Source organism: Azospirillum sp. TSH100 (assembly GCF_004923295.1).
Lineage (GTDB): Bacteria > Pseudomonadota > Alphaproteobacteria > Azospirillales > Azospirillaceae > Azospirillum.
Genome location: NZ_CP039635.1, coordinates 592218 through 615964 on the forward strand (window position 1 = coordinate 592218; position 23747 = coordinate 615964).

Annotated in this window: 26 protein-coding genes; 7 read left to right on the forward strand and 19 right to left on the reverse strand. The window is 67.2% G+C overall.

What is annotated here, in order from left to right:
- The first annotated feature begins 210 nt into the window (after positions 1-210).
- Complete coding sequence (locus tag E6C72_RS15210) at positions 211-1140, forward strand: glycosyltransferase (protein WP_109083877.1); 930 nt, start codon at positions 211-213, stop codon at positions 1138-1140.
- On the opposite strand, the gene E6C72_RS15215 is transcribed toward E6C72_RS15210, so the two are convergent.
- Positions 1137-2630, reverse strand: a complete 1494-nt coding sequence (locus tag E6C72_RS15215) for a PLP-dependent aminotransferase family protein (RefSeq protein WP_109083876.1) — start codon at positions 2628-2630, stop codon at positions 1137-1139. The genes E6C72_RS15210 and E6C72_RS15215 overlap by 4 nt on opposite strands.
- A gap of 120 nt (positions 2631-2750) precedes the next feature.
- On the opposite strand from E6C72_RS15215, the gene E6C72_RS15220 reads away from it, so the two are divergent.
- Positions 2751-3443 carry a pyridoxamine 5'-phosphate oxidase family protein gene (locus E6C72_RS15220; protein ID WP_109083875.1) on the forward strand — a complete coding sequence of 231 codons (693 nt, stop codon included), beginning with the start codon at positions 2751-2753 and terminating at the stop codon, positions 3441-3443.
- A 156-nt stretch (positions 3444-3599) separates the two neighbouring features.
- On the opposite strand, the gene E6C72_RS15225 is transcribed toward E6C72_RS15220, so the two are convergent.
- From E6C72_RS15225 to E6C72_RS15260, 8 genes are all read right to left on the reverse strand, one after another.
- Positions 3600-4211: an OmpA family protein gene (locus E6C72_RS15225; protein ID WP_109083874.1), complete on the reverse strand. Its 612-nt coding sequence runs from the start codon at positions 4209-4211 to the stop codon at positions 3600-3602.
- A 170-nt stretch (positions 4212-4381) separates the two neighbouring features.
- A complete protein-coding gene (locus E6C72_RS15230; RefSeq protein WP_109083873.1) occupies positions 4382-4918 on the reverse strand; it encodes a gamma carbonic anhydrase family protein in 537 nt (178 codons plus the stop codon).
- Positions 4919-5095: 177 nt separating this feature from the next.
- A complete protein-coding gene (argC, locus tag E6C72_RS15235) occupies positions 5096-6172 on the reverse strand; it encodes an N-acetyl-gamma-glutamyl-phosphate reductase (RefSeq protein WP_109083872.1) in 1077 nt (358 codons plus the stop codon).
- Between the two features lie 151 nt (positions 6173-6323).
- Positions 6324-6812 carry a 30S ribosomal protein S9 gene (gene rpsI, locus E6C72_RS15240; RefSeq protein WP_109083871.1) on the reverse strand — a complete coding sequence of 163 codons (489 nt, stop codon included), beginning with the start codon at positions 6810-6812 and terminating at the stop codon, positions 6324-6326.
- A 2-nt stretch (positions 6813-6814) separates the two neighbouring features.
- Positions 6815-7279 carry a 50S ribosomal protein L13 gene (gene rplM / locus E6C72_RS15245; protein WP_109083870.1) on the reverse strand — a complete coding sequence of 155 codons (465 nt, stop codon included), beginning with the start codon at positions 7277-7279 and terminating at the stop codon, positions 6815-6817.
- Positions 7280-7461: 182 nt separating this feature from the next.
- On the reverse strand, positions 7462-7959 hold the full coding sequence (locus E6C72_RS15250) for a PaaI family thioesterase (protein WP_109083869.1): 498 nt from the start codon (positions 7957-7959) through the stop codon (positions 7462-7464).
- Between the two features lie 87 nt (positions 7960-8046).
- On the reverse strand, positions 8047-8832 hold the full coding sequence (locus E6C72_RS15255; protein WP_109083868.1) for a glycine zipper 2TM domain-containing protein: 786 nt from the start codon (positions 8830-8832) through the stop codon (positions 8047-8049).
- 136 nt (positions 8833-8968) lie between these two features.
- Positions 8969-9490: a ferritin-like domain-containing protein gene (locus E6C72_RS15260; RefSeq protein WP_109083867.1), complete on the reverse strand. Its 522-nt coding sequence runs from the start codon at positions 9488-9490 to the stop codon at positions 8969-8971.
- Between the two features lie 239 nt (positions 9491-9729).
- Here E6C72_RS15260 and E6C72_RS15265 point away from each other — a divergent pair, with 239 nt between their 5' ends.
- A complete protein-coding gene (locus E6C72_RS15265; RefSeq protein WP_109083866.1) occupies positions 9730-10698 on the forward strand; it encodes a formylglycine-generating enzyme family protein in 969 nt (322 codons plus the stop codon).
- 6 nt (positions 10699-10704) lie between these two features.
- Here E6C72_RS15265 and E6C72_RS15270 read toward each other — a convergent pair whose 3' ends face one another.
- Positions 10705-11493, reverse strand: a complete 789-nt coding sequence (locus E6C72_RS15270; protein ID WP_109083865.1) for a transporter substrate-binding domain-containing protein — start codon at positions 11491-11493, stop codon at positions 10705-10707.
- Between the two features lie 208 nt (positions 11494-11701).
- Positions 11702-12601 (reverse strand): LysR family transcriptional regulator, encoded by a 900-nt coding sequence (locus tag E6C72_RS15275; protein WP_109083864.1) that lies wholly within the window; start codon positions 12599-12601, stop codon positions 11702-11704.
- Positions 12602-12712: 111 nt separating this feature from the next.
- On the opposite strand from E6C72_RS15275, the gene E6C72_RS15280 reads away from it, so the two are divergent.
- Positions 12713-13345: a glutathione S-transferase family protein gene (locus E6C72_RS15280; protein ID WP_109083863.1), complete on the forward strand. Its 633-nt coding sequence runs from the start codon at positions 12713-12715 to the stop codon at positions 13343-13345.
- A 118-nt stretch (positions 13346-13463) separates the two neighbouring features.
- Entirely contained in the window at positions 13464-14342 is an 879-nt protein-coding gene (locus tag E6C72_RS15285) for a 5'-nucleotidase, lipoprotein e(P4) family (RefSeq protein WP_247882117.1), read from the forward strand.
- A gap of 26 nt (positions 14343-14368) precedes the next feature.
- On the opposite strand, the gene E6C72_RS31785 is transcribed toward E6C72_RS15285, so the two are convergent.
- The 6 genes from E6C72_RS31785 to urtA all read right to left on the reverse strand — a co-directional run bounded on the left by E6C72_RS31785 (position 14369) and on the right by urtA (position 20384).
- Complete coding sequence (locus E6C72_RS31785) at positions 14369-14521, reverse strand: hypothetical protein (RefSeq protein ID WP_169055208.1); 153 nt, start codon at positions 14519-14521, stop codon at positions 14369-14371.
- A gap of 153 nt (positions 14522-14674) precedes the next feature.
- Positions 14675-15370 carry an urea ABC transporter ATP-binding subunit UrtE gene (gene urtE, locus E6C72_RS15290; protein WP_109083995.1) on the reverse strand — a complete coding sequence of 232 codons (696 nt, stop codon included), beginning with the start codon at positions 15368-15370 and terminating at the stop codon, positions 14675-14677.
- Between the two features lie 14 nt (positions 15371-15384).
- The gene (gene urtD, locus E6C72_RS15295) at positions 15385-16131 is read right to left on the reverse strand and encodes an urea ABC transporter ATP-binding protein UrtD (RefSeq protein ID WP_109083861.1); all 747 of its coding nucleotides are present in this window, start codon (positions 16129-16131) and stop codon (positions 15385-15387) included.
- Positions 16132-16134: 3 nt separating this feature from the next.
- Positions 16135-17283 carry an urea ABC transporter permease subunit UrtC gene (gene urtC / locus E6C72_RS15300; protein WP_109083860.1) on the reverse strand — a complete coding sequence of 383 codons (1149 nt, stop codon included), beginning with the start codon at positions 17281-17283 and terminating at the stop codon, positions 16135-16137.
- A 4-nt stretch (positions 17284-17287) separates the two neighbouring features.
- On the reverse strand, positions 17288-18910 hold the full coding sequence (gene urtB, locus E6C72_RS15305; protein ID WP_109083859.1) for an urea ABC transporter permease subunit UrtB: 1623 nt from the start codon (positions 18908-18910) through the stop codon (positions 17288-17290).
- A gap of 163 nt (positions 18911-19073) precedes the next feature.
- Entirely contained in the window at positions 19074-20384 is a 1311-nt protein-coding gene (gene urtA, locus E6C72_RS15310) for an urea ABC transporter substrate-binding protein (protein ID WP_109083858.1), read from the reverse strand.
- 368 nt (positions 20385-20752) lie between these two features.
- Between urtA and E6C72_RS15315 the strand changes: the two genes are divergently transcribed.
- Positions 20753-22255 carry a L,D-transpeptidase family protein gene (locus E6C72_RS15315; RefSeq protein WP_109083857.1) on the forward strand — a complete coding sequence of 501 codons (1503 nt, stop codon included), beginning with the start codon at positions 20753-20755 and terminating at the stop codon, positions 22253-22255.
- A gap of 7 nt (positions 22256-22262) precedes the next feature.
- Positions 22263-22643 carry a VOC family protein gene (locus tag E6C72_RS15320; protein ID WP_199228648.1) on the forward strand — a complete coding sequence of 127 codons (381 nt, stop codon included), beginning with the start codon at positions 22263-22265 and terminating at the stop codon, positions 22641-22643.
- Between the two features lie 13 nt (positions 22644-22656).
- On the opposite strand, the gene E6C72_RS15325 is transcribed toward E6C72_RS15320, so the two are convergent.
- Positions 22657-22884, reverse strand: coding sequence for a formate dehydrogenase subunit delta (locus E6C72_RS15325; protein ID WP_109083855.1), 228 nt, complete (start codon positions 22882-22884; stop codon positions 22657-22659).
- 24 nt (positions 22885-22908) lie between these two features.
- Complete coding sequence (gene fdhD / locus E6C72_RS15330) at positions 22909-23736, reverse strand: formate dehydrogenase accessory sulfurtransferase FdhD (protein ID WP_109083854.1); 828 nt, start codon at positions 23734-23736, stop codon at positions 22909-22911.
- Positions 23737-23747 lie beyond the last annotated feature (11 nt).

Here is a 23747-nt window from a genome sequence, read left to right on the forward strand (position 1 = left end):
TCGAAGGTTTCACCCGCACGTGCGTTCGGCAACCCCTGACTTCCGGATAGGCGGCACGGCGGAATCCAAGGTGTACGACCTTCAGCGGGGGATCGGGAGCGTGCGTTAAAATGCGTGGCGATCCGGACTGGACGCCGGTTGACGTCTAAGGATTATGCAGGCAGGGTGCTTGTACGTACCACTTTGCGCTTAGGGCGTACGGGATATAGAATGTTGGGTTCCTTCATCGTCGTGACCGGCGGCGACTCCCGCTACTGCCCGTTGATCCGCGAGCTGATCGCCTCGCTGCGGGCTTTGAAGCCGGCGGCGGAGTGCCCCATCGGCGTGATCGACGCCGGGCTGACCGCCGAGCAGATCGCCGAACTCAAGGCCGAGGGGGCTGCGGTGGTGACCCCGCCCTGGCCGGTGAGCATCCCGGCGCACAAGCTGCGCAACCGCATCCACCTGAAGGCCAACCTCGCCAAGCTTCACCTGCCGACCTACTTCCCCGGCTACGACACGGTGATCTGGATCGACGCCGATGCCTGGGTGCAGGATTGGGAGGCGGTGGAGATGCTGCGGCGGGGGGCGGCGCTGAACCGCTTCGCCATCGTCGCCCAGTTCGGCCGCTTCTCGGAGACGGAGCTGCGGCTGAACTGGCTGTTCGGTGGCTTCGCCCGGGTGCGCTCCATCCTCTACAAGAACTCCAGCCGCGCCGGCCTGACCACGGCGGAATGCCGCGCGCTGGCGACCCGCCCGACGCTCAATGCCGGCGCCTATGCACTGAAGGCGGACGCGCCGCATTGGGAAGCCTTCCAGCGCTGGCAGAAGCGGGTGCTGCGCAAGGGCCGGCTGTTCACCTCCGACCAGCTGGCGATGGCAGGCGCGATCTATCTGGACGGGCTGCCGGTCGAGCTGCTGCCGGAATGGTGCAACTACATCGGCCCCTGGCGCTTCGACCCGGAGCGGCGGGAGCTGGTGGAGTATTACCTGCCCAACCGCCGCCTGGGCATCGTCCACATGGCCGGCGAGGACGCCATGCGCGCCGACCCGTCGGTGCTGCGCCCGGTGCTGGACATGCAGGACCGCCCGCATCAGCTGAGCCTGCGCTACCCGGCCTGGGAAATGCCGGCGGTGGAACGGGTGGCGGAGGCGGTTTAGCGGTTCGACACGTCCACGGCCAGCCGTGCCAGATCGCGCACCGCGCGGTCCAGCGCTGCCGGGTGGTGGGCGGCGAAGCCCAGCAGCAGGCCGTTGCCGGCGCTCCCGCCGTCGGTGCGGTAATAGCTGGACAGGCATGGCGTGGTCAGGCCGATGCGGGCAGCGCGTTCGGCCAGGGCGTGGTCCGGGCAGTCCGGCGGCAGGCGGAGCAGGACATGCATGCCGGCTTCCCCCGCCTCCGCCGTGGCGACGCCGGCGAAGGCGCCTGAGATCGACTCCAGGATGGCGGTGCGCTTGGCGGCGTAGAGCGAGCGCATGGCCCGCAGGTGCGAGGCGAAATGGCCGTCGGCCAGGAAGCGGTGCAATGCCGCCTGCGGCACCACGCTGGTCCCGCCGTCGAAATGGCGGCGCGCGGCACGCACCGGCTCGACCAGATCGGGCGGCACCACGACATAGCCGAGCCGCAGCGCCGGGAACATCACCTTGCTGAAGCTGCCGACATAGATGACCCGGCCGGCGCCGTCCAAACCCTGGAGGGCGGCCAGCGGCGGGCCAGCATAGCGGAACTCGCTGTCGTAATCATCCTCGACGATCCAGGCGTCGCGCGCCGCTGCCCAATCGAGCAGGCGCAGCCGGCGCGCAAGGCTCATGGTCACGCCCAAGGGAAACTGGTGGGAGGGGGTGACCAGAGCCAGCCGGGCGCCGGCCCCGCGAGCCATGCCGGCGGCGACGTCGATTCCCTCCCCGTCCACCGGCACCAGGACCAGCCGCGCCCCGGCGCCCAGCAGGGCGGCGCGGTTGCCGGGCCAGCCCGGCTCCTCCACCCAGGCCTCGTCGCCGGGATCGAGCAGCAGCTGCGCCATCAGCGCCAAGCCCTGCTGCGCACCGGAGACGATGACGACCTGTTCCGGCTCGCAGCGCACGGCACGGACAGCGCGCAGATAGGCGGCGATCTCCGTGCGCAGGGGGACATGGCCGAGCGGGTCCGGCTCCGTCGCCAGCATCCGCCCGCCATGGCGCCAGCAGCGGCCGAGAAGCTGCGCCCACAGGGCGAAGGGAAAGGCACCGAGATCCGGCGTGCCGAGCGCGAAGGGGCGGCCCACCCGGTCGCGGGCGATGGACGGCGCCTCGGCCAGCGCCCGGCCGCGGGCGGACAAGCCGACGCCGCGGCGCGCTTCGTCACGCGCGGTGCCTCCCGCGGGCATGGCATCGGGCAGGGAGGTGGCGACGAAGGTGCCGGCGCCGACCCGGCCGGTGATATAGCCCTCCGCCAGCAGCGTGTCATAGGCGGTGACCACCGTATTGCGCGACAGGCCCCAGTCGGTGGCGAGCGACCGGCTGGGCGGCAGCCGCTCCCCCGGGCGCAGCCGGCCGTCCAGCACCGCCTGACGCAGGGCGCGGTAGAGCTGGCGGTGCAACGGCTCAGCGCCATCCCGGTCGAGCGCCACCGGCCCCAGGCTGGACAGAACCGGACGTGCTGAACGGGCCATGGCGATACTCACGGGGGGCGGGAGAATTGGTCCCTATGGAATCGGCATTCCGGACCTTTCGAGGGAGCCATTCTGCCGCTCATTCTGGGCCATCGCAACAGTCCGGCCTTGAGCACGAGCATGACCAGCCTTCCCACCGCCTCCGAATCCCCGACCGCCCTGCCCCAGACCCCGCGCACCCGTCCGGTGCGTCTGGGCGACCGCGGCAGTCATGAGGTCGCGCTGATCCACGCCATCATCGACGAGGCGCCAATCTGCCACGTCGGCTTCGTCGACGACGCCATCAAGGGGCAAAGCGGGGGCCATGGCACCCCCTCTCCCATGGTGATCCCGACCATTCCCTGGCGGGTGGGGGACGAGCTGCTGATCCATGGCGCCTCCTCCAGCCGGATGATCCGGCGGTTGCAGGAGGGCGGCGAGGCCTGCATCACGCTGTCGCTGATCGACGGCTGGGTGCTGGCGCGGTCGGCCTTCCATCATTCCGTCAACTACCGCTCGGTCATGCTGTTCGGCCGGCCGCGGCTGGTGTCGGAGGAGGTGGAGAAGCGGGCGGCGCTGGACGCGCTGATGGAGAAGATCGAGCCCGGCCGCAGCGCCAAGGTGCGGGCCCCCAACGCGCAGGAACTGAAGGCGACCAGCGTTCTGGCCTTCCCCATCGCCGAGGCGTCGGCGAAGCGCCGCTCCGGCCCGCCGGGCGACGATCCGGAGGACATGGACCACCCGGTGTGGGCGGGCGTGGTGCCCTTGCGGCTGACCGCGGGGGAGCCGGAACAGGACCCGGCCCAGATCGCCCGCCAAAAAAGCGCCGGTTGAAAAATCTCGGGCTGAAGAATCTCGGGCTGAAGAATCTCGGGCTGAAACGGAAAAAGGCCGCGACCGGGAAGCCCGGTGCGGCCTTTTTCCTGCGGTTTCTCCCGCGGGCGGGAAGGCCGTTCCGAAACCCCCGGAACGGCCCCCTGCCAACCGTCCTTAGGACGACGGAGCGTTCAGCAGGCGCGGCAGGATCTGCGCACGACGGTTGGACGGCTCGCGGACGTTCGGACCGGTCTGGACCAGCAGCTGGCTCTCGCCCTTGCCTTCGGTCGTGATGTTGGCGGCCTGGATGCCCTTGGCGACCAGGGCCTTCTTGACCGCGTCGGCACGACGGACCGACAGCTTCTGGTTGTAGGCCGGCGAACCCGACGTGTCGGTGTGGCCGACGACGTGGATCTTGGCGCCACCGTTCTTCAGGATGGCCGACACCGCGTCACCGATCACGCGATCGGCGGCCGGGGTGATGTTCGACTTATCCCAGTCGAAGAACACCAGGTATTCGCTCTGGACCGCGGCGACGGCGGCCGGAGCCGGAGCGGCAGCGGCCGGCGGGCACGGATAGCTGCCCTGATGGATGACGTAGCCGCCATCAGCGGTGCGGGCGGCGACGCCTTCCGACACCTGACCGGTCCAGCCGATGACCGGGTTGCACCACTGGGTGCCCTTGCCGACCAGGCTCGCGTCCTGGGCATTGGCGGCCGCCGACAGACCGAAAGCGACGATGGCGGCCGGAACGGCAGCCAGACCCGCGCGAACAATAGTCTTCATTGTCTTCACTCCCTTCCAGAACCCTTCCCCATCAGAGTGCCTGCGGGGGATGAACCTATCAATCGAAGCATCCGCCCATGTTCAAGCGCGGCGACGACCTTCCCAACATGTGGTGCCGGATGATGTTCCAGCACCTCAGCCGATTGGCCGAACCGTACCTGTTCTTGGACCTATGCTCCACTTCCATAGCAGCTTTTCCGGTAGGTTTCCGCCAAATCCGTGTAACGGTGGCCGATAACCGGAAAAACCGCGAGATCGCGTTCCGTCAGCTCGCGAACCGGTCTAGCAGGGCTGCCGGCCCACAAGAATCCGGACGTCACCCGTTTTCCAGGGGTCACCAGAGCACCGGCGGCGACCATCGCCCGCGACTCGACATGAGCCCCATCCAGGATGCAGGCCTTCATGCCGATGAAGCAGCCGTCTTCCAGCGTGCAGGCATGCAGCATCGCCATATGGCCGACGGTGATGTCGTCACCGATGTAGGTGCCCTGCCCTTCAGCGGCCACGTGGATCACGGTGCCGTCCTGAATGTTGGTGCGAGCGCCGATTCGGATCTCGTTGATGTCTCCACGCACGGTGCAGCCGTACCAGATGCTGCTGTTCGCCCCGATCACGACATCGCCGATCACCGCCGCCGTTTCCGCGATGAACGCGGTCGGGTCGATGGTGGGCAGGATGCCGTTGAAGGCGCGGACAAGGCCGGACATCAGGTCGTACCGAAATCGTGCATGACGGGCCGGATTGAAGCACCGTAAGGCTTAAGGCACCACCTGATTTCGCATTGACAGGCCAAAGCAAATCCCGATTGGTGCCTCTGTGCAACAGTGCGGACGGGGGGCCACAACGCTGTCACAGCCCCCTGCCTGTCCTTTCGCGGTATCCGATTACGGGAAAAGCGGCGCCTGATCGATGCCGGTCGTCTCGCCCAGCCCCATCATGACGTTCATGTTCTGGATCGCCTGGCCGGAGGCGCCCTTCACCAGATTGTCGATCACCGACACGATGATGGCGCTGCGCGGAGCACGGTCGGCGACCACGCCGATCAGGTTGTGGTTGGACGCGCGGACATGGCGCGTCGCCGGCACCACGCCGGCGGGCGTCACGCCGACAAAGGGCTCGTCGGCATAGCGGGCGGCCAGCGTCGCGCGCAGGTCGTCGGCGGTGACGCCCTCGGCCATGCGGACATAGATGGTCGCCATCATGCCGCGGTTCATCGGCACCAGATGCGGGGTGAAGGAGACGGTGATCGGCCGGCCGGCGGCCAGCCGCAGCTCCTGCTCGATCTCCGGCATGTGGCGGTGGTGGCCGACGCCATAGGCGTTGAAGCCTTCCGACACCTCGGTGAACAGGTTGGCCTGCTTGGCGTCGCGGCCGGCGCCCGACACGCCGGACTTGGCGTCGATGATGATGCCGCCCGGCTCGATCTGGTTTTCCAGCAGCAGCGGCAGCAGCGGCAGCAGCGAGCAGGTCGGGTAGCAGCCCGGATTCGCCACCACCCGCGCCTTGCGGACGCCCTGGCGGTTGAACTCGGTCAGGCCGTAGGCGACCTCCTTCTGGAGATCGACGGCGCGATGCGCGTGGCCGTACCAGGTGGCGTATTCGGCCGGATCGCTGAGGCGGAAATCGGCGGACAGGTCGACCACCTTCAGCCCGCTCGGCAGGCCGGCGATCACCTCCTGCGTGGTGCCGTGCGGCAGGGCGCAGAAGATGAAGTCCAGATTGTCCCACTTCAGATCGTCGATCTTCACCAGATCAGGCAGGCCATAGCCGCCCAGATGCGGGAACACCTCCGCCATCGGCTTGCCCGCCTGTCGTTCGGCGGTCAGCGCGGCGATCTCCACATTCGGGTGGCGCAGCAGCATGCGCACCAGTTCGGCGCCGGTGTAACCGGACGCGCCCAGGATGCCGACGCGGATTTTCGAACCGCCGGAGGTGCTGCCGGGAATGCTGGTCGAGGCCATGGAGGCAATGTCCTTCGCTGAAAACGATCTGAAGACGGGTGGAAACCTGTATCCGGGATAAGCGAAAGCGTGATGACAGCGCAAAAAGAAAGGGGCGCCCCTTTCGGGACGCCCCTCGCTTGTACCGTAAAGGCGCGGGCCCGTGTAGGGATTAGCGCTTCGAGAACTGGAAGCTGCGGCGGGCCTTGGCGCGGCCGTACTTCTTACGCTCGACCGTACGGGCGTCGCGGGTCAGGAAGCCGGCGGCCTTCAACGGCGGGCGCAGGGCCGGCTCGAAGTAGGTCAGCGCCTTGGAGATGCCGTGACGGACGGCACCGGCCTGGCCCGACAGACCGCCGCCGGCGACGGTGGCGACGACGTCGAACTGGTCCAGACGCTCGGTCACGCCGAACGGCTGGGCGATCATCATGCGCAGCACCGGACGGGCGAAATAGACCGACTGGTCGCGGCCGTTCACGGTGACCTTGCCGGTGCCCGGCTTGATCCACACGCGGGCGACGGCGTCCTTGCGCTTGCCGGTGGCGTAGGCGCGGCCCTGGGCGTCCAGCTTCGGAGCGGCCAGCTCCTCGGAGACGGTCGCGGTGGCGGCAGCGCCCGTCAGTTCCTTCAGGCTGGAGAGGGTGGTGGTGACCTGAGCCATGCTTACGCGCTCCGCTTATTCTTCGGGTTCATGGCGCCGACGTCGAGAACGACCGGCTGCTGGGCGTCGTGCGGGTGGGCGGCGCCCTTGTAGACCTTCAGATGGGTCATCTGCTTACGGCCGAGCGGACCACGCGGAACCATGCGCTCCACGGCCTTCTCGATCACACGCTCCGGATACTTGCCGTCCAGGATCTGGCCCTTGGAACGGCCCTTGATCCCGCCCGGATAGCCGGTGTGCCAGTAGAAGATGTCGGCGTCGCGCTTGTTGCCGGTCAGCTTCACCTTCTCAGCATTGATCACGACGACATGGTCGCCGCAATCCATGTGCGGGGTGTAGGTCGGCTTGTTCTTGCCACGCAGGATGTTCGCCAGGATGCTGGCGAGCCGGCCGAGAACGAGGCCGTCGGCGTCGACGACGTACCACTTCTTCTCGATTTCGGTCGGCTTCAGATTGAAGGTCTTCATCGCCACACTCGTTTCTTCGAATACGGATCGGCAGGCCGCCGATACCGGGGCGCCGAAGCGGACGGCTTTCTAAGGGCTCGGGCGCCCCTCTGTCAACGGAAAAATTATCAATTCATTTCAACGACTTGCAAGCGCGGTAATTAGATACCGCTATTGCAAACCCATTGATATTAAGCGTTTTTTTATGACACCCCATCCATACGGTAATTAGATACCGCAACGGTGACGGGATCATGCGGCGGGATGGAGTAGGTTCCGGTGACGTGGGCGACCGGCTCCGGATCGCCTTCGGAGAACAGCAGGATCTCGCCATAGGCCAGCCGCTTGCCCAGCTTGAGGACGCGCGCCTCGGCGATGATGGCGACGGGCGGCGGGCGGCGCAGGAAGTTGATGGTCATGCTGGTGGTCACCGCCAGCTCGACCCGGCCGATCAGGCTCAGCACCGCCCCATAGAGTGCCACGTCGGCCAGCCCGAACATCGCCGGGCCGGTGACGGTGCCGCCGGGCCGGACGAAATCGTCCTTGTAGGGCAGGCGCAAGCGGATCGTGCCGGCGCCCAGGCTTTCGACGACGATGCCGAAGTTTCCGACCAGGGGAACCCCCTCGCGGATCAGTTCCTCCAGCTCCTCCTTCGTCATGGCGGGAACGGGAGCGGCGGCGGGCGTATCGACGGCGGACATGGAGCCTCTGTCGGTGGTCTTGGTTGGATCACCGGACTGTGCGCCATCCCGTCCATTCGGACAAGTATGGTGCTACTCGACGGGCTTCTACTCTGCCGGGGGCTGGCTGGCTGGCTCCGCCGTCGTCGCGGATGCGGGGGCGGCCGAGGGGGTGGCAGGAGGATTGTCGGTCGGGGCGGTCAGGCGGATCGGACCACCGCCGCTGGCGGGCTGCGCCGCACCGGCAGCGGACTGTTCGGCCTGAGCGGGGGCAGTGGAGGGCGCGGAAGCGGGGGCAGCGGGTGCCGTCTCGGTGGGCGGAGCGAGCGGCACCGCCTTGATGTCCGATTTCGGCGTCTCGGGCTTCGGGGCATCGGCCTTGGCGGTGTCGGTCTTCACCGATTCGGCCTTGGCAGGTTCGGGATCGGCAGGGGTGGAATAGTCGGGGACGATGCGGGCCTGACTGCCGGTGATGACCAGGACCTTCTGGCCGATCGGCAGCGGCTGCGGCTCCTTCTGGGTCAGCGACAGCAGTTCGCCGTTCGATTTGCGGACGATGTACTCCCAGCCGTTGGTGTCACCGGCGATATGCTCCATCGCCGTGCCCAGCAGACCGCCGATCGCCGTGCCGCCGACGGTGCCAAGTGCCGCATTCATGCCACCGCTGCCGACCTGCGCGCCCAGGATGCCGCCGGCCGCACCGCCGCTGACGGCGCCGACGGTGCCGTTGGCGCTGATCGCCACCTGACGGAAACCAACGACGACGCCCGGCTCGACCTTGTTAGCCTGCTGGACCGCGCTGGAGGCGTAGGTGTTGGGAGAATAGTCGGAGGTGCAGCCCGCAAGAGCGGCGGCCACGGCGATGAACAGGCAGAGAGAGACCGATCGGAGCACGGGGGAACCATCCGTTTTGAAACCCGCCCAGTTTCTTACGGCAAAGCCCCCCGACTCGTCACCGGGCAAAATCCGGACACGGCGGGAATGCTGCATTGCAGCAAACGGATGGCGGCCCTGGGATGGCGGTCTGGCGTCAGCGGCCGGCGGTCTGGTCGCCGGCCTTCAGCGACAGGTATTTCAGCGTCAGGGTCGGCACATTCTCGATCACCCAGGAGGCCATCGCCTCCTCCTCGCGCAGGGAGGTCTGCAGAAGCGGGGTCGCGAAGGCGAAATTGCCGGCGTCCGCCACGGTCAGCAGCGACCGGTAGCTCGCCACCTCGAAATTCTCGAAGGCGTAGTTGGCGAAGGAGTTCTTGAGGATTTCATCCTCGGCGAAGCTGTGGCCGAGTGCCGCGAGATTGCCCATGATCGACAGGGCAGTGTCCTTCAGGCCGGAATGAGTCTCCTGAAGCTGATCCAGGATCTGCTCGATGCGGCTGATCTGGGACTCGGTCTCGCCACGGTGCATGCGCAGGTGGTCGGAAACCTCCGGATAATTCACCAAACGGTCCAACTGGCGGTCCATCAGGGCCAGCGCCTGCTGTTCCACCGCATGGGCGTTGCGCAGGCCAGTGACGAACAGCGCGCGCGTGAGGTCCGCGGGATAGGCAGCCATGTGTGTCTCCTGTGGCATCAACGCTCCGTTGAACGTCTGCCAGCACCAACAGCAGGACACCGCCTTCGACGCCTACCGCATCCGCCATAACCCGAAGGCGAAAGGCCCGTGCCGCCGAGGGTTCGTGCCGGCTGGAAGTGCCCCGACCGGGACACGGACGCGTGGTTGCCTGAACCGGCGTGCAACGGGGAAATGGCGGCATGATCCGCACCGGCACGCCAGCAAGAGATGCCCCAGCCATGACCAGCACCCTGCCCGGCTCCGTGGGAGCGGTCGTCGTCCTGATCCTGATGCTGGCGGGCCTGGCCGGCTGGCGCCGGGCCGAACCGGAGGATCTGGCCGGCTGGCGCGCCGAACGGATGGCGGCCTTCCATGCCTGGCAGACGGACAGCCCCCCGCGCGAGATCTGGGACCATCCCGACGTCCCCATCCTGGTGACGATCCCCGCCGGCACCTATCTCCAGGGCTCCCCGTCCACCGAGAGGGAACGCTTCCCTGATGAGCCGGAGCAGCGCCCGGCGGCGATCCCGCAGCCCATCGCCGTCGGCAGATATCCGGTGACCCGCGGCGAATATGCCCGCTTCATCGAGGACAGCGGCTACCGGCCGCGGACGGTCTGCCGCGGCTATGCCGGAGAGACGGAGTTGCTGCCGCGCTGGCACTTCTCCTGGCGGCGGCCGGGCTTCGGCCAGACCAACGACGACCCGGCGGTCTGCGTCAGCTGGTACGACGCCAGTGCCTATGTCGACTGGCTCAGCCGGAGGACCGGCGAGCACTATCGCCTGTTGACCGAGACCGAATGGGAATATGCCGCCCGCGCCGGCAGCCGGACCGCCCGCTGGTGGGGGGATGACCCTGCGAAGGGCTGCGACGCTGCCAACGGCGCCGACCTGACGGCAAAGGACCGCTTCACCGACTGGGAGGTGGCGAACTGCCGGGACGGCGCCCTGTTCACCTCACCGGTCGGCAGCTACCACGCCAACGCTTTCGGCCTTTACGACATGCTGGGCAATGTCTGGCAGTGGGTGGAGGACTGCGCGGAGGACAGTCAGGCCGAAGACAAGTCCGGCGGGCGCTGCTCCCGGCGGATGATGCGTGGCGGGGCGTGGCACAGCAACCCGCGCTACGTCCGTTCGGCGGTGCGGCGGGCAGACGCGGCGGAGAGCGGCTATGCCGCCTACGGCCTCCGCGTCGCCCGCGACCCGTAAAGCCGCTTACTGCATGGCGGCGTCGAGCTTGGCTTTCCACAGTCCGCTGGACAGCGCCTTGGTCATCCAGGCGTCGACGGCCTGCTTCAGCTCCGGATCCTTGCGCAGCAGATAGGCGTTCTCGAAATGGGTGAAGGGCGTGGCGACCGGAACGGCGCAGAGAACGCCGGGGTTCAGCTTCGCCTGCATGTCGACTTCGATGCCGTCGGTGACCATGACGTCGGCCTTGTCGGCGGCGATCTGCGCATGGATGGTCTTGTTGTCGGGCCAGACCTCGATCGGCGCCTTGGTGAAATTGGCGCGGGCGAATTTCTCGTTGGTGCCGCCGGGGTTGACGACGACGCGGGTGGTGGGCTGGTCGATCTTCTCGACGGTCGTGAATTTCTCCTTGTCGGCGCAGCGCGCGATCGGCCGCTTGCCGTCGCTGACGTTGGGAACGGAGAAGTCGCCGACGGCGGCGCGGTCGGGATTGACGGTGATGCCGCCCAACGCGATGTCGAACTTCTCGGCCTTGAAGTCGTCCATCAGCGTCTTCCAGCTGGTCTGGACGAATTCCACCCGGACGCCCAGCGTCGAGGCCAGTTCCTTCGCCATCTCGATGTCGGCACCAACCAGCGCGCCATCGGCGCCCTTGTAGCTGAAGGGCTTGTAATCGCCGGTCGTCCCGACCCGGACGACGCCGGCCTGCTTGATCGCCTGAAGCACGCTGTCGGCGGCCCAGGCCGTCGGAACCACGGTGATGGTAGCAATGGCAGTCGTGGCGAGCATCGCGGCCGCCGTCAGAAATACCCTCATCCTGAACCCCTGTCGTTGGTCGTTTCTATCGTTCTTCGCCGTGGCCGGCCTGCCGGTCGGCGCTCCACACCGGGAGTGCACCAGTATGCCGCCGAGCGCGGCGAATGTACGGTCGGAAAATGCCGATCGGGCCGGGTTCCGCGGTGGATCATTGCGCTGTCGAGCAGTGATGCGAACGATTTTCCCCGCATCCCCGCCCGCTCCCTGGTCAGGCGCGCAGCACCTCCAGCGCCGACAGCCCCTGGACCGCATGGTCGAGAAAGACGCGCACCCGGCCGGGCATCAGCCTTGCCGTCGGCACCACGACATGAACCGGGATCGGCGCCGGCTCGGTATCCGGCATCAGCCGCACCAGAGTGCCGGCGGCGAGGTCGTCGGCCGCCTGATAGGACAGCGGGCGGGCGATGCCGTGCCCGTCACGCGCGGCGAGCAGGGCCGGCTCGATGTGGCTGACCGCCAGCTTCGGGGTGACCCGCAACACCCGCTCCCGCCCATCGGCCAGAAAGCGCCAGTCTAGCGGGCCGGGCCGGGCGGTGGTCAGGATGAGGTCGTGGCGGGACAAATCCTCCAGCATCGCCGGCGAGCCGCGCCGCGCCAGATAGCCGGGGCTGGCGACCAGATAGCGCCCGACCTGCCCAACCCGCCGGGCGACGAGGCCGGAGTCGGGCAGCGGGCCGATGCGGATCGCCACATCCAGCTCCTCCTCGATCAGGTCGAGGTTGCCGTCGGACAGCACCAGCTCGACCCGGATGTCGGGGAACTCCCGCATGAAGTCGAGGACCAGCGGCGTCACATGCTTGCGCCCGAACATCACCGGTGCGGTGACGCGCAACCGTCCGCGCAGCGGCCGGTCGGTGCCGGTGGCGGCCAGCGCCTCGTCATAGTCGGCCAGCAGCCGGCGGGCCTGCTCGGCCAGCCGGCGGCCGGCGTCGGTCGGAGCGAGGTTGCGGGTGGTCCGCTCGATCAGCCGCAGACCGAGCCGCTCCTCCAGCCCCGACAGCGCGCGGGTGACGGCGGGAGCAGACCGCCGCAGCCGCTTGGCCGCCCCGGCGAGGCTGCCGGCCTCCAGGATCGCGACGAAGGTCGCCAGTTCGTCCAGCCGGTCCACGATTGTTCCAGTTCCTGAAAGAGAACCTTTCGATGAAAGCGCGTTCCTGCAGAAAGACGCAAGTGGTTGGCTGTCTGGCAACCGCGATCGACTGAAAAGAGGAGCCCTTCCATGAGCATCAGCGCCGATCCCGCCATCACGCTCTACGGCACGCCGCTGTCGGGGCATGCCCACCGGGTGGAGGCCTTCCTGAACATCCTCGGCCTGCCATACCGCTATGTCGAAGCGAATGCGGAGGTGCGGCGGTCGGAGAGCTTCCTTGCCCTGAATCCCTTCGGGCAGATTCCGGTGCTGGTCGACGGCGATCTGGTCCTGCCGGACTCCGTCGCCATTCTGGTCTATCTCGCCGACCGCTACGACGGTTCCGGCCTGTGGAATCCGAAGGTGCCGGAAGAGGCAGCCCAGGTGCAGCGCTGGCTGTCGATCGCCGCCGGCGACCTGCGCTTCGGACCGGCACTGGCGCGCATCCTGACGCTGTGGGGCGGGGCCGGTTCGCTGACCGATGCGCAGAGGGTCGCGGAGCGCGTCCTGCGCTTCATGGACAGCCATCTGGACGGGCGCTACTGGCTGGCGGCGGTACGGCCGACCATCGCTGACATTGCCTGCTATGCCTACGTCGCCCGCGCTCCGGAAGGCCGCATCCCGCTCGATCCTTATCCGGCCGTCCGCCGCTGGCTGGAACGGGTGGAGGCGATCCCGGCGCTGCCCCCAATGCCGCAGAGCGCCATTCCCCAGACTGCCTAGCCGGGTGCCGCAGGACGGCGTGACGCGAGCGTACCCGGATGGCTTGACGCAAGCGTCACGAGACCGTCGCCAAGCAGCCGAATCTGTGCTTCGATGACAGTTCCATGACACTTGATGGATGGGTGAGTCGATGCGCAATTCCGCCTGTTCCGGGCGCTGGTCGCTGCTGTCCGGTGCGGTTGCCCTTTCCCTTCTGGCCGGCCCCGCCTTGGCGGCGGATCCGGTGCCGCAAAGCGATCTGCTGAACGCCGAGCTGTGGATGCAGCGCTCGGTTGAATACAAGGCGAACGCGTTGGCGGTCTATGCACTGGGCAGGATCCAGCTGGACAAGGCGCTGGCCGACAGGAACTGGACTGCGGCGACCGAGCAGACCGGCAATTACCAGGACCTGCCGCCGGCCGTGGTGCTGGACCTGGACGAGACGGCGATGGACAACTCCGCCTATCAGGCCGGGCTGGTCACCACCAACGGCGAATTCTCGCCCAAGACCTGGGATGCCTGGGTGAAGGCGGAAAAGGCGACGGCGGTACCGGGTGCCGTGGAGTTCACCCAATATGCCGAATCGAAAGGGGTGAAGGTCTTCTACGTCACCAATCGCAACGCCGACCAGGAGGAGCCGACCCGCCGCAACGCGCAGGCGCTGGGCTTCCCGATGGGCGGCAACGTCGACACCTTCCTGATGTCGAAGGAAAAGCCGGACTGGGGCTCGGCGAAGGGGACACGCCGCGCCTACATCGCCAAGGATTACCGGATCGTCCTGCTGTTCGGCGACAATTTCGGCGATTTCAGCGATGCCTATAACGGCAGCGAGGCGGACCGCCTGAAGGCGTTCGAAGCGGCGAAGGAGCATTTCGGGCGTGACTGGCTGATGCTGGCCAATCCCGGCTACGGCTCGTTCGAGAGCGCGCCCTACGGGCATAACTTCAAACTGTCGGCAGACGAGAAGCGGGCCAAGAAGATCGGTGCATTGGAGCCCTGGGTGGCGCCGGCCCAATAATGCTGTGAAGAAGGTGCGCCGGTTCTTTAAAAGATCAGGCGCACCGCTTCCACGATCACCACCCACGGCGTGCCGATCATCACCGTCCACACGGCCAGACGCGGCAGGCCGGTCATCTTGCGGACCTTCGGCTCGGCGGAGGGGACGGCTTCGAACGAGGCGGCGTTGTAGATCGACATGACCTGCGGCTCCGTGAGCAAGATGGCGTTGAAACCATCATGCGGTTTGGATCCTTAACGACCTTTAAAGAGCGCTGCCTGCGAAGTCGTCGCTTGTGATGTACCGCCTCGGATAGGTCATACCTCCAATGCAGTGGCGAGGTACGGCGCCGGTCACACCGTCAGATACTTGCGAACCTCCTGCTCGTCCAGGCCGCTGCGCGGGCCGGAAAGCATCACCTCGCCGCGCTCCATCACAACCCAGTTGTCGGCGAGGTCGCGGGCGAAGTCGAAATACTGCTCGACCAACAGGATCGCCATGGTGCCCTTGTCGCGCAGATAGGAGATGGCGCGGCCAATGTCCTTGATGATCGACGGCTGGATGCCTTCGGTCGGCTCGTCCAGCACCAACAGGCGCGGACGGGTCACCAGCGCGCGGCCGATGGCGAGTTGCTGCTGCTGGCCGCCCGACAGATCGCCGCCACGGCGGTCCAGCATGGATTTCAGCACCGGGAACAGCTCGAACACCTCGTCGGGGATCGAGCGCTGGGCGCGCGGTAGCGGAGCGTAGCCGGTCAGCAGGTTTTCCCGCACCGTCAGCAGCGGAAAGATCTCGCGCCCCTGCGGCACATAGGCGATGCCGCGGCGCGCCCGGTCGGCAGGCGCCATCTTCGTCACGTCGGCGCCGTCCCAGCCGATGGAACCGCCGGACACCGGCTTCAGCCCGACGATGGCACGCAGCAGGCTGGACTTGCCGACACCGTTGCGGCCGACCAGACAGGTGACCTTGCCGATTTCGGCCTTCATGGATACGCCGCGCAGCGCCTGTGCAGCGCCGTAATGCAGATCGAGAGAACGAACGTCGAGCATCATGGGATCTCCCGTCAGCGGCCAAGATAGGTGTCGATGACCTGTTGGTTGGCGCTGACCGCGTCCAGCGAGCCTTCGGCAAGGACCGAGCCTTCCGCCAGCACAGTCACCTTGACACCGAGCGCGCGGACAAAGCTCATGTCATGCTCCACCACGATCACCGAATGCTTGCCGGCGATGCTGCACAGCAGTTCGGCGGTCTGTTCGGTCTCGGCATCGGTCATGCCAGCCACCGGTTCGTCGACCAGCAGAAGCTTGGGGTCCTGGGCCAGCAGCATGCCGATCTCCAGCCATTGCTTCTGCCCGTGCGACAGGCTGCCGGCCTGCCGGCCGCGCAGTGCGGACAGGCGGGTGATGTCGAGGATCTCCTCGATGCGGGCGCGGTCGTCGCGGCTGATGGCGTAGGTAAGGGTCTTCAGCGGCCGGCGCGGTGCCTTCAACGCCAGTTCGAGGTTGTCCCACACCGTGTGCGGCTCGAAGACGGTCGGACGCTGGAACTTGCGGCCGATGCCAAGGTTGGCGATGGCCGCCTCGCGCAGGCGGGTCAGGTCGGTGCCGCCCTCGAACAGGATGGTGCCGGTGTCGGGGCGGGTCTTGCCGGTGATGACGTCCATCATCGTCGTCTTGCCGGCGCCGTTGGGACCGATGATCGCCCGCATCTCGCCGGGCATCATCACCAGCGACAGGCTGTTCAGCGCCTTGAAGCCGTCGAAGCTGACCGACACGCCGTCGAGATAGAGAAGGGTCGATTCCGCGCTCATGGGTCAAGCTCCCTTCTGGTCGGCGGGTTGGGCGTTGGAGAGGGGCGAGGCTTTGCGGCCGGGCAGCTTCGCGGTCAGCTGGCCCCACAGACCGAGCAGGCCCTTGGGCAGGAACAGGGTGACCGCCACGAACAGGCCGCCAAGCGCAAACAGCCACAGCTCCGGCAGGGCACCAGTGAAATAGCTCTTGCCCATATTGACCAGCACCGCGCCGAGGATGGCGCCGGCCAGCGTGCCCCGCCCGCCGACGGCAACCCAGATCACCGCCTCGATCGAACTGGCCGGGGCGAATTCCGACGGGTTGATGATGCCGACCTGCGGGACGTAGAGGGCGCCCGCCACGCCAGCCATGCAGGCCGACAGGGTCCAGGCGAACAGCTTGTAGCTTTCGGTGTCGTAACCCATGAAGCGGACGCGGCTCTCGGCGTCGCGCAGGGCCACCAGCACCTTGCCCAGCTTCGAGGCAATGACGCCGGAGGCGATCATATAGGAGAGCGCCAGGGCCACCACCGTCGCCACGAACAGGGCGACGCGGGTGGTGTCGGCCTGGATGTCGTAGCCGAGGATGTCCTTGAAGTCGGTCAGGCCGTTGTTGCCGCCGAAGCCCATGTCATTGCGGAAGAAGGCCAGCAGCAGGGCGAAGGTCAGTGCCTGGGTGATGATCGACAGATAGACGCCGGTGACGCGGCTGCGGAAGGCGAACCAGCCGAAGGCGAAGGCCAAGGCGCCCGGCACCACCAGCACCATGATCGCGGCGAACCAGAACTGGTCGAAGCCCAGCCAGTACCAAGGCAGCTCCTTCCAGTTCAGGAAGACCATGAAGTCGGGCAGGACCGGGTTGCCGTAGACGCCACGCGGGCCGATCTGCCGCATCAGGTACATGCCCATGGCATAGCCGCCGATCGCGAAGAAGGCGGCGTGGCCGAGCGACAGGATACCGCAATAACCCCACACCAGATCGAGCGCCAGCGCCAGCAACGCGAAGCACAGATATTTGCCCAGGAGAGAGACGGTGAAGACCGACAGGTGGAAGGGCGAGTCCGCCGGCACCCACAGCGTCATCACCGGAACCGCCACCGCCAGGATGGCGAGGATCGTCAGGACGATCCCGGCCTTGCGGTCCAGCCCCATCAGGAAAAAGCGCAGCAGCATCGGATCAGGCCTCCACCGCGCGGCCCTTCAGCGCGAACAGGCCGCGCGGACGCCGTTGGATGAACAGGATGATGAAGATCAGCACCAGGATTTTGCCCAGCACCGCCCCGGCATAGGGTTCGAGGAACTTGTTCATGGTGCCCAGCGTCAGCGCGCCGACCAGCGTGCCCCACAGGTTGCCCACACCGCCGAACACCACGACCATGAAGCTGTCGAGGATGTAGCCCTGGCCGAGGTTCGGGCTGACATTGTCGATCTGGCTCAGCGCCACCCCTGCCAGACCGGCAATGCCGGAGCCGAGGCCGAAGGTCAGCGCGTCGACCCGCGCGGTGCGGATGCCCATGGCGTTGGCCATCGGCCGGTTCTGCGTCACCGCGCGGATCGACAGGCCGAACCAGGTGCGCTTCAGCGCCACCAGCAGGGCCGCAAAGACGGTGAAGGCGAAGATGACGATCCACAGCCGGCCGTAGGTGATGGTCAGGCCGCCCAGCTCGAAGGCGCCGGACATCCAGCTCGGCGCGCCGACCTCGCGGTTGGTCGGGCCGAAGATCGAGCGCACCGCCTGCTGGAGCGCCAGCGACAGGCCCCAGGTGGCGAGCAGCGTTTCCAGCGGGCGGCCGTAAAGCCAACGGATCACGCTGCGCTCGATGACGATGCCGACGCCGCCGGACACGAGAAAGGCGGCGGGCAGCGCCACCAGGATCGACAGGTCGAACAGACCGGGGGCATGGGCGCGGAAGAACTCCTGCACCAGGAAGGTGGTGTAGGCGCCGATCATCACCATCTCGCCATGGGCCATGTTGATGACGCCCATCACGCCGAAGGTGACGGCCAGCCCGATGGCGGCCAGCAGCAGCACCGAGCCGAGCGACAGCCCGTACCAGAGATTTTGCAGCGCGGCCCAGAAGGCCAGCTTCTGCTCCAGGGTCGAGACCGCGGCGGCGGCCAATTTCTTGGTGACATCCGACGCGCCGGAGCCGGCGACCATGTTCAGCAGCACCAGGGCGTCGCGGTCGCCGCGGGCGGTCAGCGTGTCGGTCGCCGACTGGATGTCGGCGTCGGTCATCTTGGAGGCGGCCTCGCCGGTCAGCAGGATGGCGGCCCGCGCCTGTTCCATGGCGGCGCGCACGCCCTTGTCCTGCTCCTTGGCGATCGCGGCGCTCAGCGTCTCCAGCGCAGAGGCGTCGCGGCTCTTGAACACCGCATCGGCGGCGGAGCGGCGGACACTGGCATCGGGGCTCATCAGGGTGAGGGCACCCAGCGAGGCGCTGATGGCACGGCGGAGCGAATTGTTGATGCGGATCTTTTCGATTGCAGCGGCCGGCGCATCGCCGAGCGCCGCGCGGGTCAGCGGGTCGGTCAGGGCGAAGGCGTCGCCGGCCTTGCGGGCGATGACGACGGTGCCGTCGGCCTTGCGCACATAGAGGTCGCCGGCCTGGAGCGCCTCGATCACCGGCACGGCGGCCGGGTCGCCGGCCTCCGACAGTTGCGCCAGGGCCTTTTCGGTTCCGGAATAGCCGCCGCTGCCCAGGGCCTGGACAAGCGGGCGGAGATCGGCGGCTTGGGCGGCAGCCGATGTGGCGACCACCACACAGACAGCCATCAGCCAGCGGAGAGCGCGTCGCATCGGGGGTCCTTCGGTGCAGGGACAGTGCGGGAGGGGCGGTGCGGGAGGGCTGGAAACGCGAAACGCTTGCCCTCTCCCCTCCCCCGCCCGGCGGGAAAGGGGAAAGGGCAAGCGTCGCAACCACTCAGGTCAGAGAGGGCAAGTCAGAGAGGGAACGCTGCCCTCACGACCCCTTGCCGCCGCACTTGCCGGTCTTCACGTTGAAGTTGCCGCAGGACATCGGCTTGCGCCAATCGGCGATCAGATCCTTGCTGTCCGGCAGATAGTCCGACCACTCGTCGCCCGGGACGAGGCCCGAGGTCTTGGAGACGACGTCGAACTGGCCGTTCTCCTGCACTTCACCGATCAGCACCGGCTTGGTGATGTGGTGGTTCGGCAGCATCGCCGAATAGCCGCCGGTCAGGTTGGGCACGGCCACGCCGACCATGGCGTCGATCACCTTGTCCGGATCGGTGGTGCCGGCCGCCTCGACCGCCTTAACCCACATGTTGAAGCCGATATAGTGGGCTTCCATCGGGTCGTTGGTGACGCGCTTGTCGTTCTTGGTGAAGGCCTTCCATTCCTTGATGAACTCGGCGTTCGCCGGGGTCTCGACGGACTGGAAATAGTTCCAGGCGGCCAGATGGCCGAGCAGCGGCTTGGTGTCGATGCCGGCCAGCTCTTCCTCGCCGACCGAGAAGGCGACGACCGGGATGTCCTGCGCCTTGACGCCCTGGTTGCCCAGTTCCTTGTAGAAGGGAACGTTGGCATCGCCGTTGATGGTGGAGACCACCGCGGTCTTCTTGCCGGCCGACCCGAACTTCTTGATATCCGCCACGATCGACTGCCAGTCGGAATGACCGAACGGCGTGTAGTTGATCATGATGTCTTCGGGCTTGACGCCCTTGCTCTTCAGGTAGGCTTCGAGGATCTTGTTGGTCGTGCGCGGATAGACGTAGTCGGTGCCGGCCAGCACCCAGCGCTGGACCTTCTCCTTCTGCATCAGGTAGTCGACGGCCGGGATCGCCTGCTGGTTCGGGGCGGCGCCGGTGTAGAACACGTTGCGCGAGGACTCCTCGCCCTCATACTGGACCGGGTAGAAGAGGATGTTGTTCAACTCCTCGAACACCGGCAGCACCGACTTGCGGCTGACCGAGGTCCAGCAGCCGAACACGGCCGACACCTTGTCCTTGCTGATCAGCTCGCGCGCCTTTTCGGCGAACAGCGGCCAGTTGGAGGCCGGGTCGACCACCACCGGCTCCAGCTTCTTGCCCAGCAGGCCGCCCTTCTTGTTCTGGTCGTCGATCAGCATCAGCATGACGTCCTTGAGCGTCGTCTCGCTGATCGCCATCGTCCCGGACAGGGAGTGCAGAATGCCCACCTTGATGGTGTCGTCCGCCGCCTGGGCAGGCATCGCGAAGGACGCCATCGCGCCCATGGCCAGACCGGCCAGCGCGCTGATCCCGAAGCTCGACGTCAGTTGCTTGGTCCGCATGAAGTTGCCCCCTTCCTGTTGACGCCCCGGTTGATCCGGGGCTTCGCCATATCGTCGAAGGAAAAGCTACCGCGCATGCGAAAGGCGGTATCTACGTCAAATGACACATACGGCCAGCGCACCGCCTTCATGGCCGGCTTTGCGGCATTACCTCCAGCGAAGGTTCGGAATAATTCCATCGCCACGACGTCCAACCAGTGGATGAGCGCGTGTAACGGCAACGGCCTTCGACGGGTGAGACGGCGATGCAGGGGAGCAACAGTGTGAACAGCAGGTCTGTCGTCACCAAATGTCGCTTGCGATTCACAGAAGGCTTGTCGAAGGTTGCAGCGTTCGATCCTTTCCGTTCACGTTCCGGTCCCGTCGCCATGCATGACATCCGCCGCCCGATCACCCGCCGCTCCGCCGCCCTCTGCATGGTCGGCGGACTGGTCGGCATCGTCCTGAGCGGCCCGGCCTTTGCCGCGACGGCGAAGGAGGCCGTGCACGCCGCCAAGCCGCCGCTGATCGCCGGCTGGGCCGCGGCGCTGGAGCAGCGCGCGCTGGAGGTGCAGAATGCTCCCAAGGCGACCGCCACCCGCATCGGTTATGGCGCCGTCGTCAAGAAGGGCGACGGCGGCATGGTCGAGAGCGTCGCCCCGGCCGTGGAGCCGCCGCCCGCCGAGGTCCAGGCGCAGGCCCCCACCCTGCCCGGCCTTGCTCCGGTCGAACCGGCGCCGCCGGTGGTGTTCTCCGTCCGCTCGCCGCTGGCCGACCGCGTCGGCAAGGTCTCGCGCCGCCTGATCGAGCTGGGCTTCCTGCCCGCAGACAAGTGGACCGACAGCTTCAACGACGATGTCGAGGCCGCCGTCCGCGCCTTCCAGCTGACCGAGGGGTTGCAGCCCGATGGCAAGGTGGGCGAGGTGACGCGCCAGGCGATGGACCGCACCCCGGCGCAGACCGTGGCGCTTCTGCGCCGGGCCGCCGCGGCGATGCGGGCGCAGCAGGCCTCCATTCCCGACACCACCATCCTGGTCAATCTGCCAGGCCAATCCGTGACGCTGATCGAACATGGCCGCCCCACCTTCACCATGCGTGCGGTGGTGGGTCGGCCGTCGCGCAAGACGCCGCTGCTGCAGGACAAGGTGACCAGCGTCACCATCAACCCGACCTGGACCGTCCCGCCCACGGTGTTGAGCGAGGACAAGCTGCCGGCCCTGCGCAAGAAGGGCACCACCGGCATCAAGAACGCCGCCGTCTATCTGGACGGATCGGAGGTGGTCAACACCCAGTCGGTCAACTGGTGGTCGGTCGATCCCGGCCGCGTCCGCATCGTCCAGAGGCCGGGCGACGACAACGCTCTGGGCCGCTTCCGCTTCAACCTGACCAACGGCGACGGCATCTTCCTGCACGGCACCAACGACCCGCGCCTGTTCAGCCGCGACCTGCGCGCCGCCAGCTCCGGTTGCGTGCGGCTGGAAGATGCGCGGCTGATGGCGGAGACGCTGCTGGGTGCGGCCAAGATGACGCCGGCCAGCATCGGCCAGCAGCTCGACACCGGAGAGACCAAGACGATCCGGTTGCCGAACGCCATCCCCGTGCGCTTCGTCTACTGGAACGCTTCGGTCGACACCGCCGGCGTGGTGCGCGTGCATCCCGACATCTACGAGGATCCGCCCACGCTGGCGACGCCGTCCGGTCAGTCGGGCTCGGCCGCTCCAGCCATGTCGGCCAATCCGGCGTCCGCAAATCCGGTGACCCCGGTGTCGACGCCGCGCCCGCTGTCCAAGCCCGCCCCGCTGCCGGTACCGACCGCCCATGCGCCGACGCCACTGTCCTCCGCCTCCACCCCGGCGCCGGCCAAGCCGCTGCCGCTGTCGACCGGAATGTGAGGCCGATTTGCGGATCGACCGGATCGACCATTTCGTCCTGACGGTCGCCTCGATCGAGGCGACCTGTGCCTTCTACCGCGACGTGCTGGGGATGGAGGTCGTCACCTTCGCCGGCGGCCGCCGCGCCCTGTCCTTCGGTGCGCAGAAGATCAACCTGCACGAGGTCGGTCGGGAGTTCGAGCCGAAAGCCGTCAGCCCCACCGCCGGCAGCGGCGATTTCTGCTTGATCACCGACACGCCGTTGGATCAGGTGATCGCCGAACTCCAGGCCCGTGGCATCACCATAGAAGAAGGCCCGGTGGGCCGCACGGGCGCCACCGGGCCGATCAGATCCGTCTACATCCGCGATCCCGACGACAATCTGGTCGAGATCGCCAATTACGCCTGAGGGCGTCGCGTCCTCAGCGCGCCTGAAGCACGCCGACGGCGCCTTGGGCAACCTCGTGCAGGTCGGACGCGCCGCCGGCCTGGACGTGGGCGAACAGGCCGGCGCGCATGCGCGGATCCCAGAATTTGCGGATGTGGGTCGCGGTTTCGCTCACCGCTTCGTCATGCGGGTAGGTGGCGAAATGGACGGCGATCTGGTTCGCCATCCGGACCAGATCCTTGGCGTGGTTCGTGTGGCTCATCGGTCTCTCCGGACTGGGTTGAAATCAGCGGAACAGGATGACGGTGTCGCGGCGCGACAGGGCACCCAGGGTCAGGTTGGCGTTGCGCGCCAGTTCCAGCGCCAGCGCCGTCGGGGCGGAAATGGTCGCCAGCAGCGGGATGCCCACCGCAGCGGTCTTCTGCACCAGCTCGAAGCTGCAACGGCTGGTCATCACCACGAAGCCGGTGGCCGGGTCGGCACCCGAACCGACGACGGCACCGATCAGCTTGTCCAGCGCGTTGTGTCGGCCGACATCCTCGCGCGCCATCCGGATGCTGCCATCGGGCGCGCACCAGGCGGCGGCATGGACCGAGCGGTTGGTCCGGTTCATCGGCTGATGGTCCGGCAGGGCGCGGAAGGCGGCAGCCACCGCGGTCGGCTCGACATCCAGCGAGGTCTCGATCTTGCGGGGCTCCCGAACGGCGTGGACAAGACTGTCCACGCCGCACAGGCCACAGCCGCTCCGCCCCTCCATGGAGCGGCTGCGCAGACTTCCGCGCAGGAGGCGCAGGGGATCGACCGTCAGGTTGACGACGAAGCCCAGCGGGGTTTCCCGCACGGCGATGTTCTCAATGTCGGCGGCGGACCCGACGATCTCCTCGGCAAGGCTGAAGCCGAGCGCGAAGTCTTCCAGATCGGCGGGGGTCGCCATCATCACGGCGTGGGACCGGCCGTTGTATTCGAAAGCGACCGCGGTTTCCTCCGGCACCTGCCATTCGACATCCGTGCCCTCCTCCACCCCGACACCGGCGGAAAAGCCGGTGCCGGTGACGGCGATGGAGCACATGAGGCTGTCGTCGGGACTGATGGAACCAGAGGGCATCGCGGTCATGCTTCCCACTC

Coding starts and splice junctions, on each gene's coding strand:
- E6C72_RS31785 (WP_169055208.1), bottom strand. CDS start 14,521: ATGTCGATCTACAACGCCGCCTCGTTCGAAGCCGTCCCCTCCGCCGAG.
- urtB (WP_109083859.1), bottom strand. CDS start 18,910: ATGCGACGCGCTCTCCGCTGGCTGATGGCTGTCTGTGTGGTGGTCGCC.
- rpsI (WP_109083871.1), bottom strand. CDS start 6,812: ATGGCTCAGGTCACCACCACCCTCTCCAGCCTGAAGGAACTGACGGGC.
- E6C72_RS15210 (WP_109083877.1), top strand. CDS start 211: ATGTTGGGTTCCTTCATCGTCGTGACCGGCGGCGACTCCCGCTACTGC.
- urtA (WP_109083858.1), bottom strand. CDS start 20,384: ATGCGGACCAAGCAACTGACGTCGAGCTTCGGGATCAGCGCGCTGGCC.
- E6C72_RS15325 (WP_109083855.1), bottom strand. CDS start 22,884: ATGAGCCACACGAACCACGCCAAGGATCTGGTCCGGATGGCGAACCAG.
- urtC (WP_109083860.1), bottom strand. CDS start 17,283: ATGCTGCTGCGCTTTTTCCTGATGGGGCTGGACCGCAAGGCCGGGATC.
- E6C72_RS15250 (WP_109083869.1), bottom strand. CDS start 7,959: ATGTCCGCCGTCGATACGCCCGCCGCCGCTCCCGTTCCCGCCATGACG.
- E6C72_RS15260 (WP_109083867.1), bottom strand. CDS start 9,490: ATGGCTGCCTATCCCGCGGACCTCACGCGCGCGCTGTTCGTCACTGGC.
- E6C72_RS15280 (WP_109083863.1), top strand. CDS start 12,713: ATGAGCATCAGCGCCGATCCCGCCATCACGCTCTACGGCACGCCGCTG.
- E6C72_RS15265 (WP_109083866.1), top strand. CDS start 9,730: ATGACCAGCACCCTGCCCGGCTCCGTGGGAGCGGTCGTCGTCCTGATC.
- urtE (WP_109083995.1), bottom strand. CDS start 15,370: ATGCTCGACGTTCGTTCTCTCGATCTGCATTACGGCGCTGCACAGGCG.
- argC (WP_109083872.1), bottom strand. CDS start 6,172: ATGGCCTCGACCAGCATTCCCGGCAGCACCTCCGGCGGTTCGAAAATC.
- E6C72_RS15215 (WP_109083876.1), bottom strand. CDS start 2,630: ATGGCCCGTTCAGCACGTCCGGTTCTGTCCAGCCTGGGGCCGGTGGCG.
- urtD (WP_109083861.1), bottom strand. CDS start 16,131: ATGAGCGCGGAATCGACCCTTCTCTATCTCGACGGCGTGTCGGTCAGC.
- rplM (WP_109083870.1), bottom strand. CDS start 7,279: ATGAAGACCTTCAATCTGAAGCCGACCGAAATCGAGAAGAAGTGGTAC.
- E6C72_RS15225 (WP_109083874.1), bottom strand. CDS start 4,211: ATGAAGACTATTGTTCGCGCGGGTCTGGCTGCCGTTCCGGCCGCCATC.
- E6C72_RS15270 (WP_109083865.1), bottom strand. CDS start 11,493: ATGAGGGTATTTCTGACGGCGGCCGCGATGCTCGCCACGACTGCCATT.
- E6C72_RS15315 (WP_109083857.1), top strand. CDS start 20,753: ATGCATGACATCCGCCGCCCGATCACCCGCCGCTCCGCCGCCCTCTGC.
- E6C72_RS15230 (WP_109083873.1), bottom strand. CDS start 4,918: ATGTCCGGCCTTGTCCGCGCCTTCAACGGCATCCTGCCCACCATCGAC.
- fdhD (WP_109083854.1), bottom strand. CDS start 23,736: ATGACCGCGATGCCCTCTGGTTCCATCAGTCCCGACGACAGCCTCATG.
- E6C72_RS15285 (WP_247882117.1), top strand. CDS start 13,464: ATGGGTGAGTCGATGCGCAATTCCGCCTGTTCCGGGCGCTGGTCGCTG.
- E6C72_RS15220 (WP_109083875.1), top strand. CDS start 2,751: ATGACCAGCCTTCCCACCGCCTCCGAATCCCCGACCGCCCTGCCCCAG.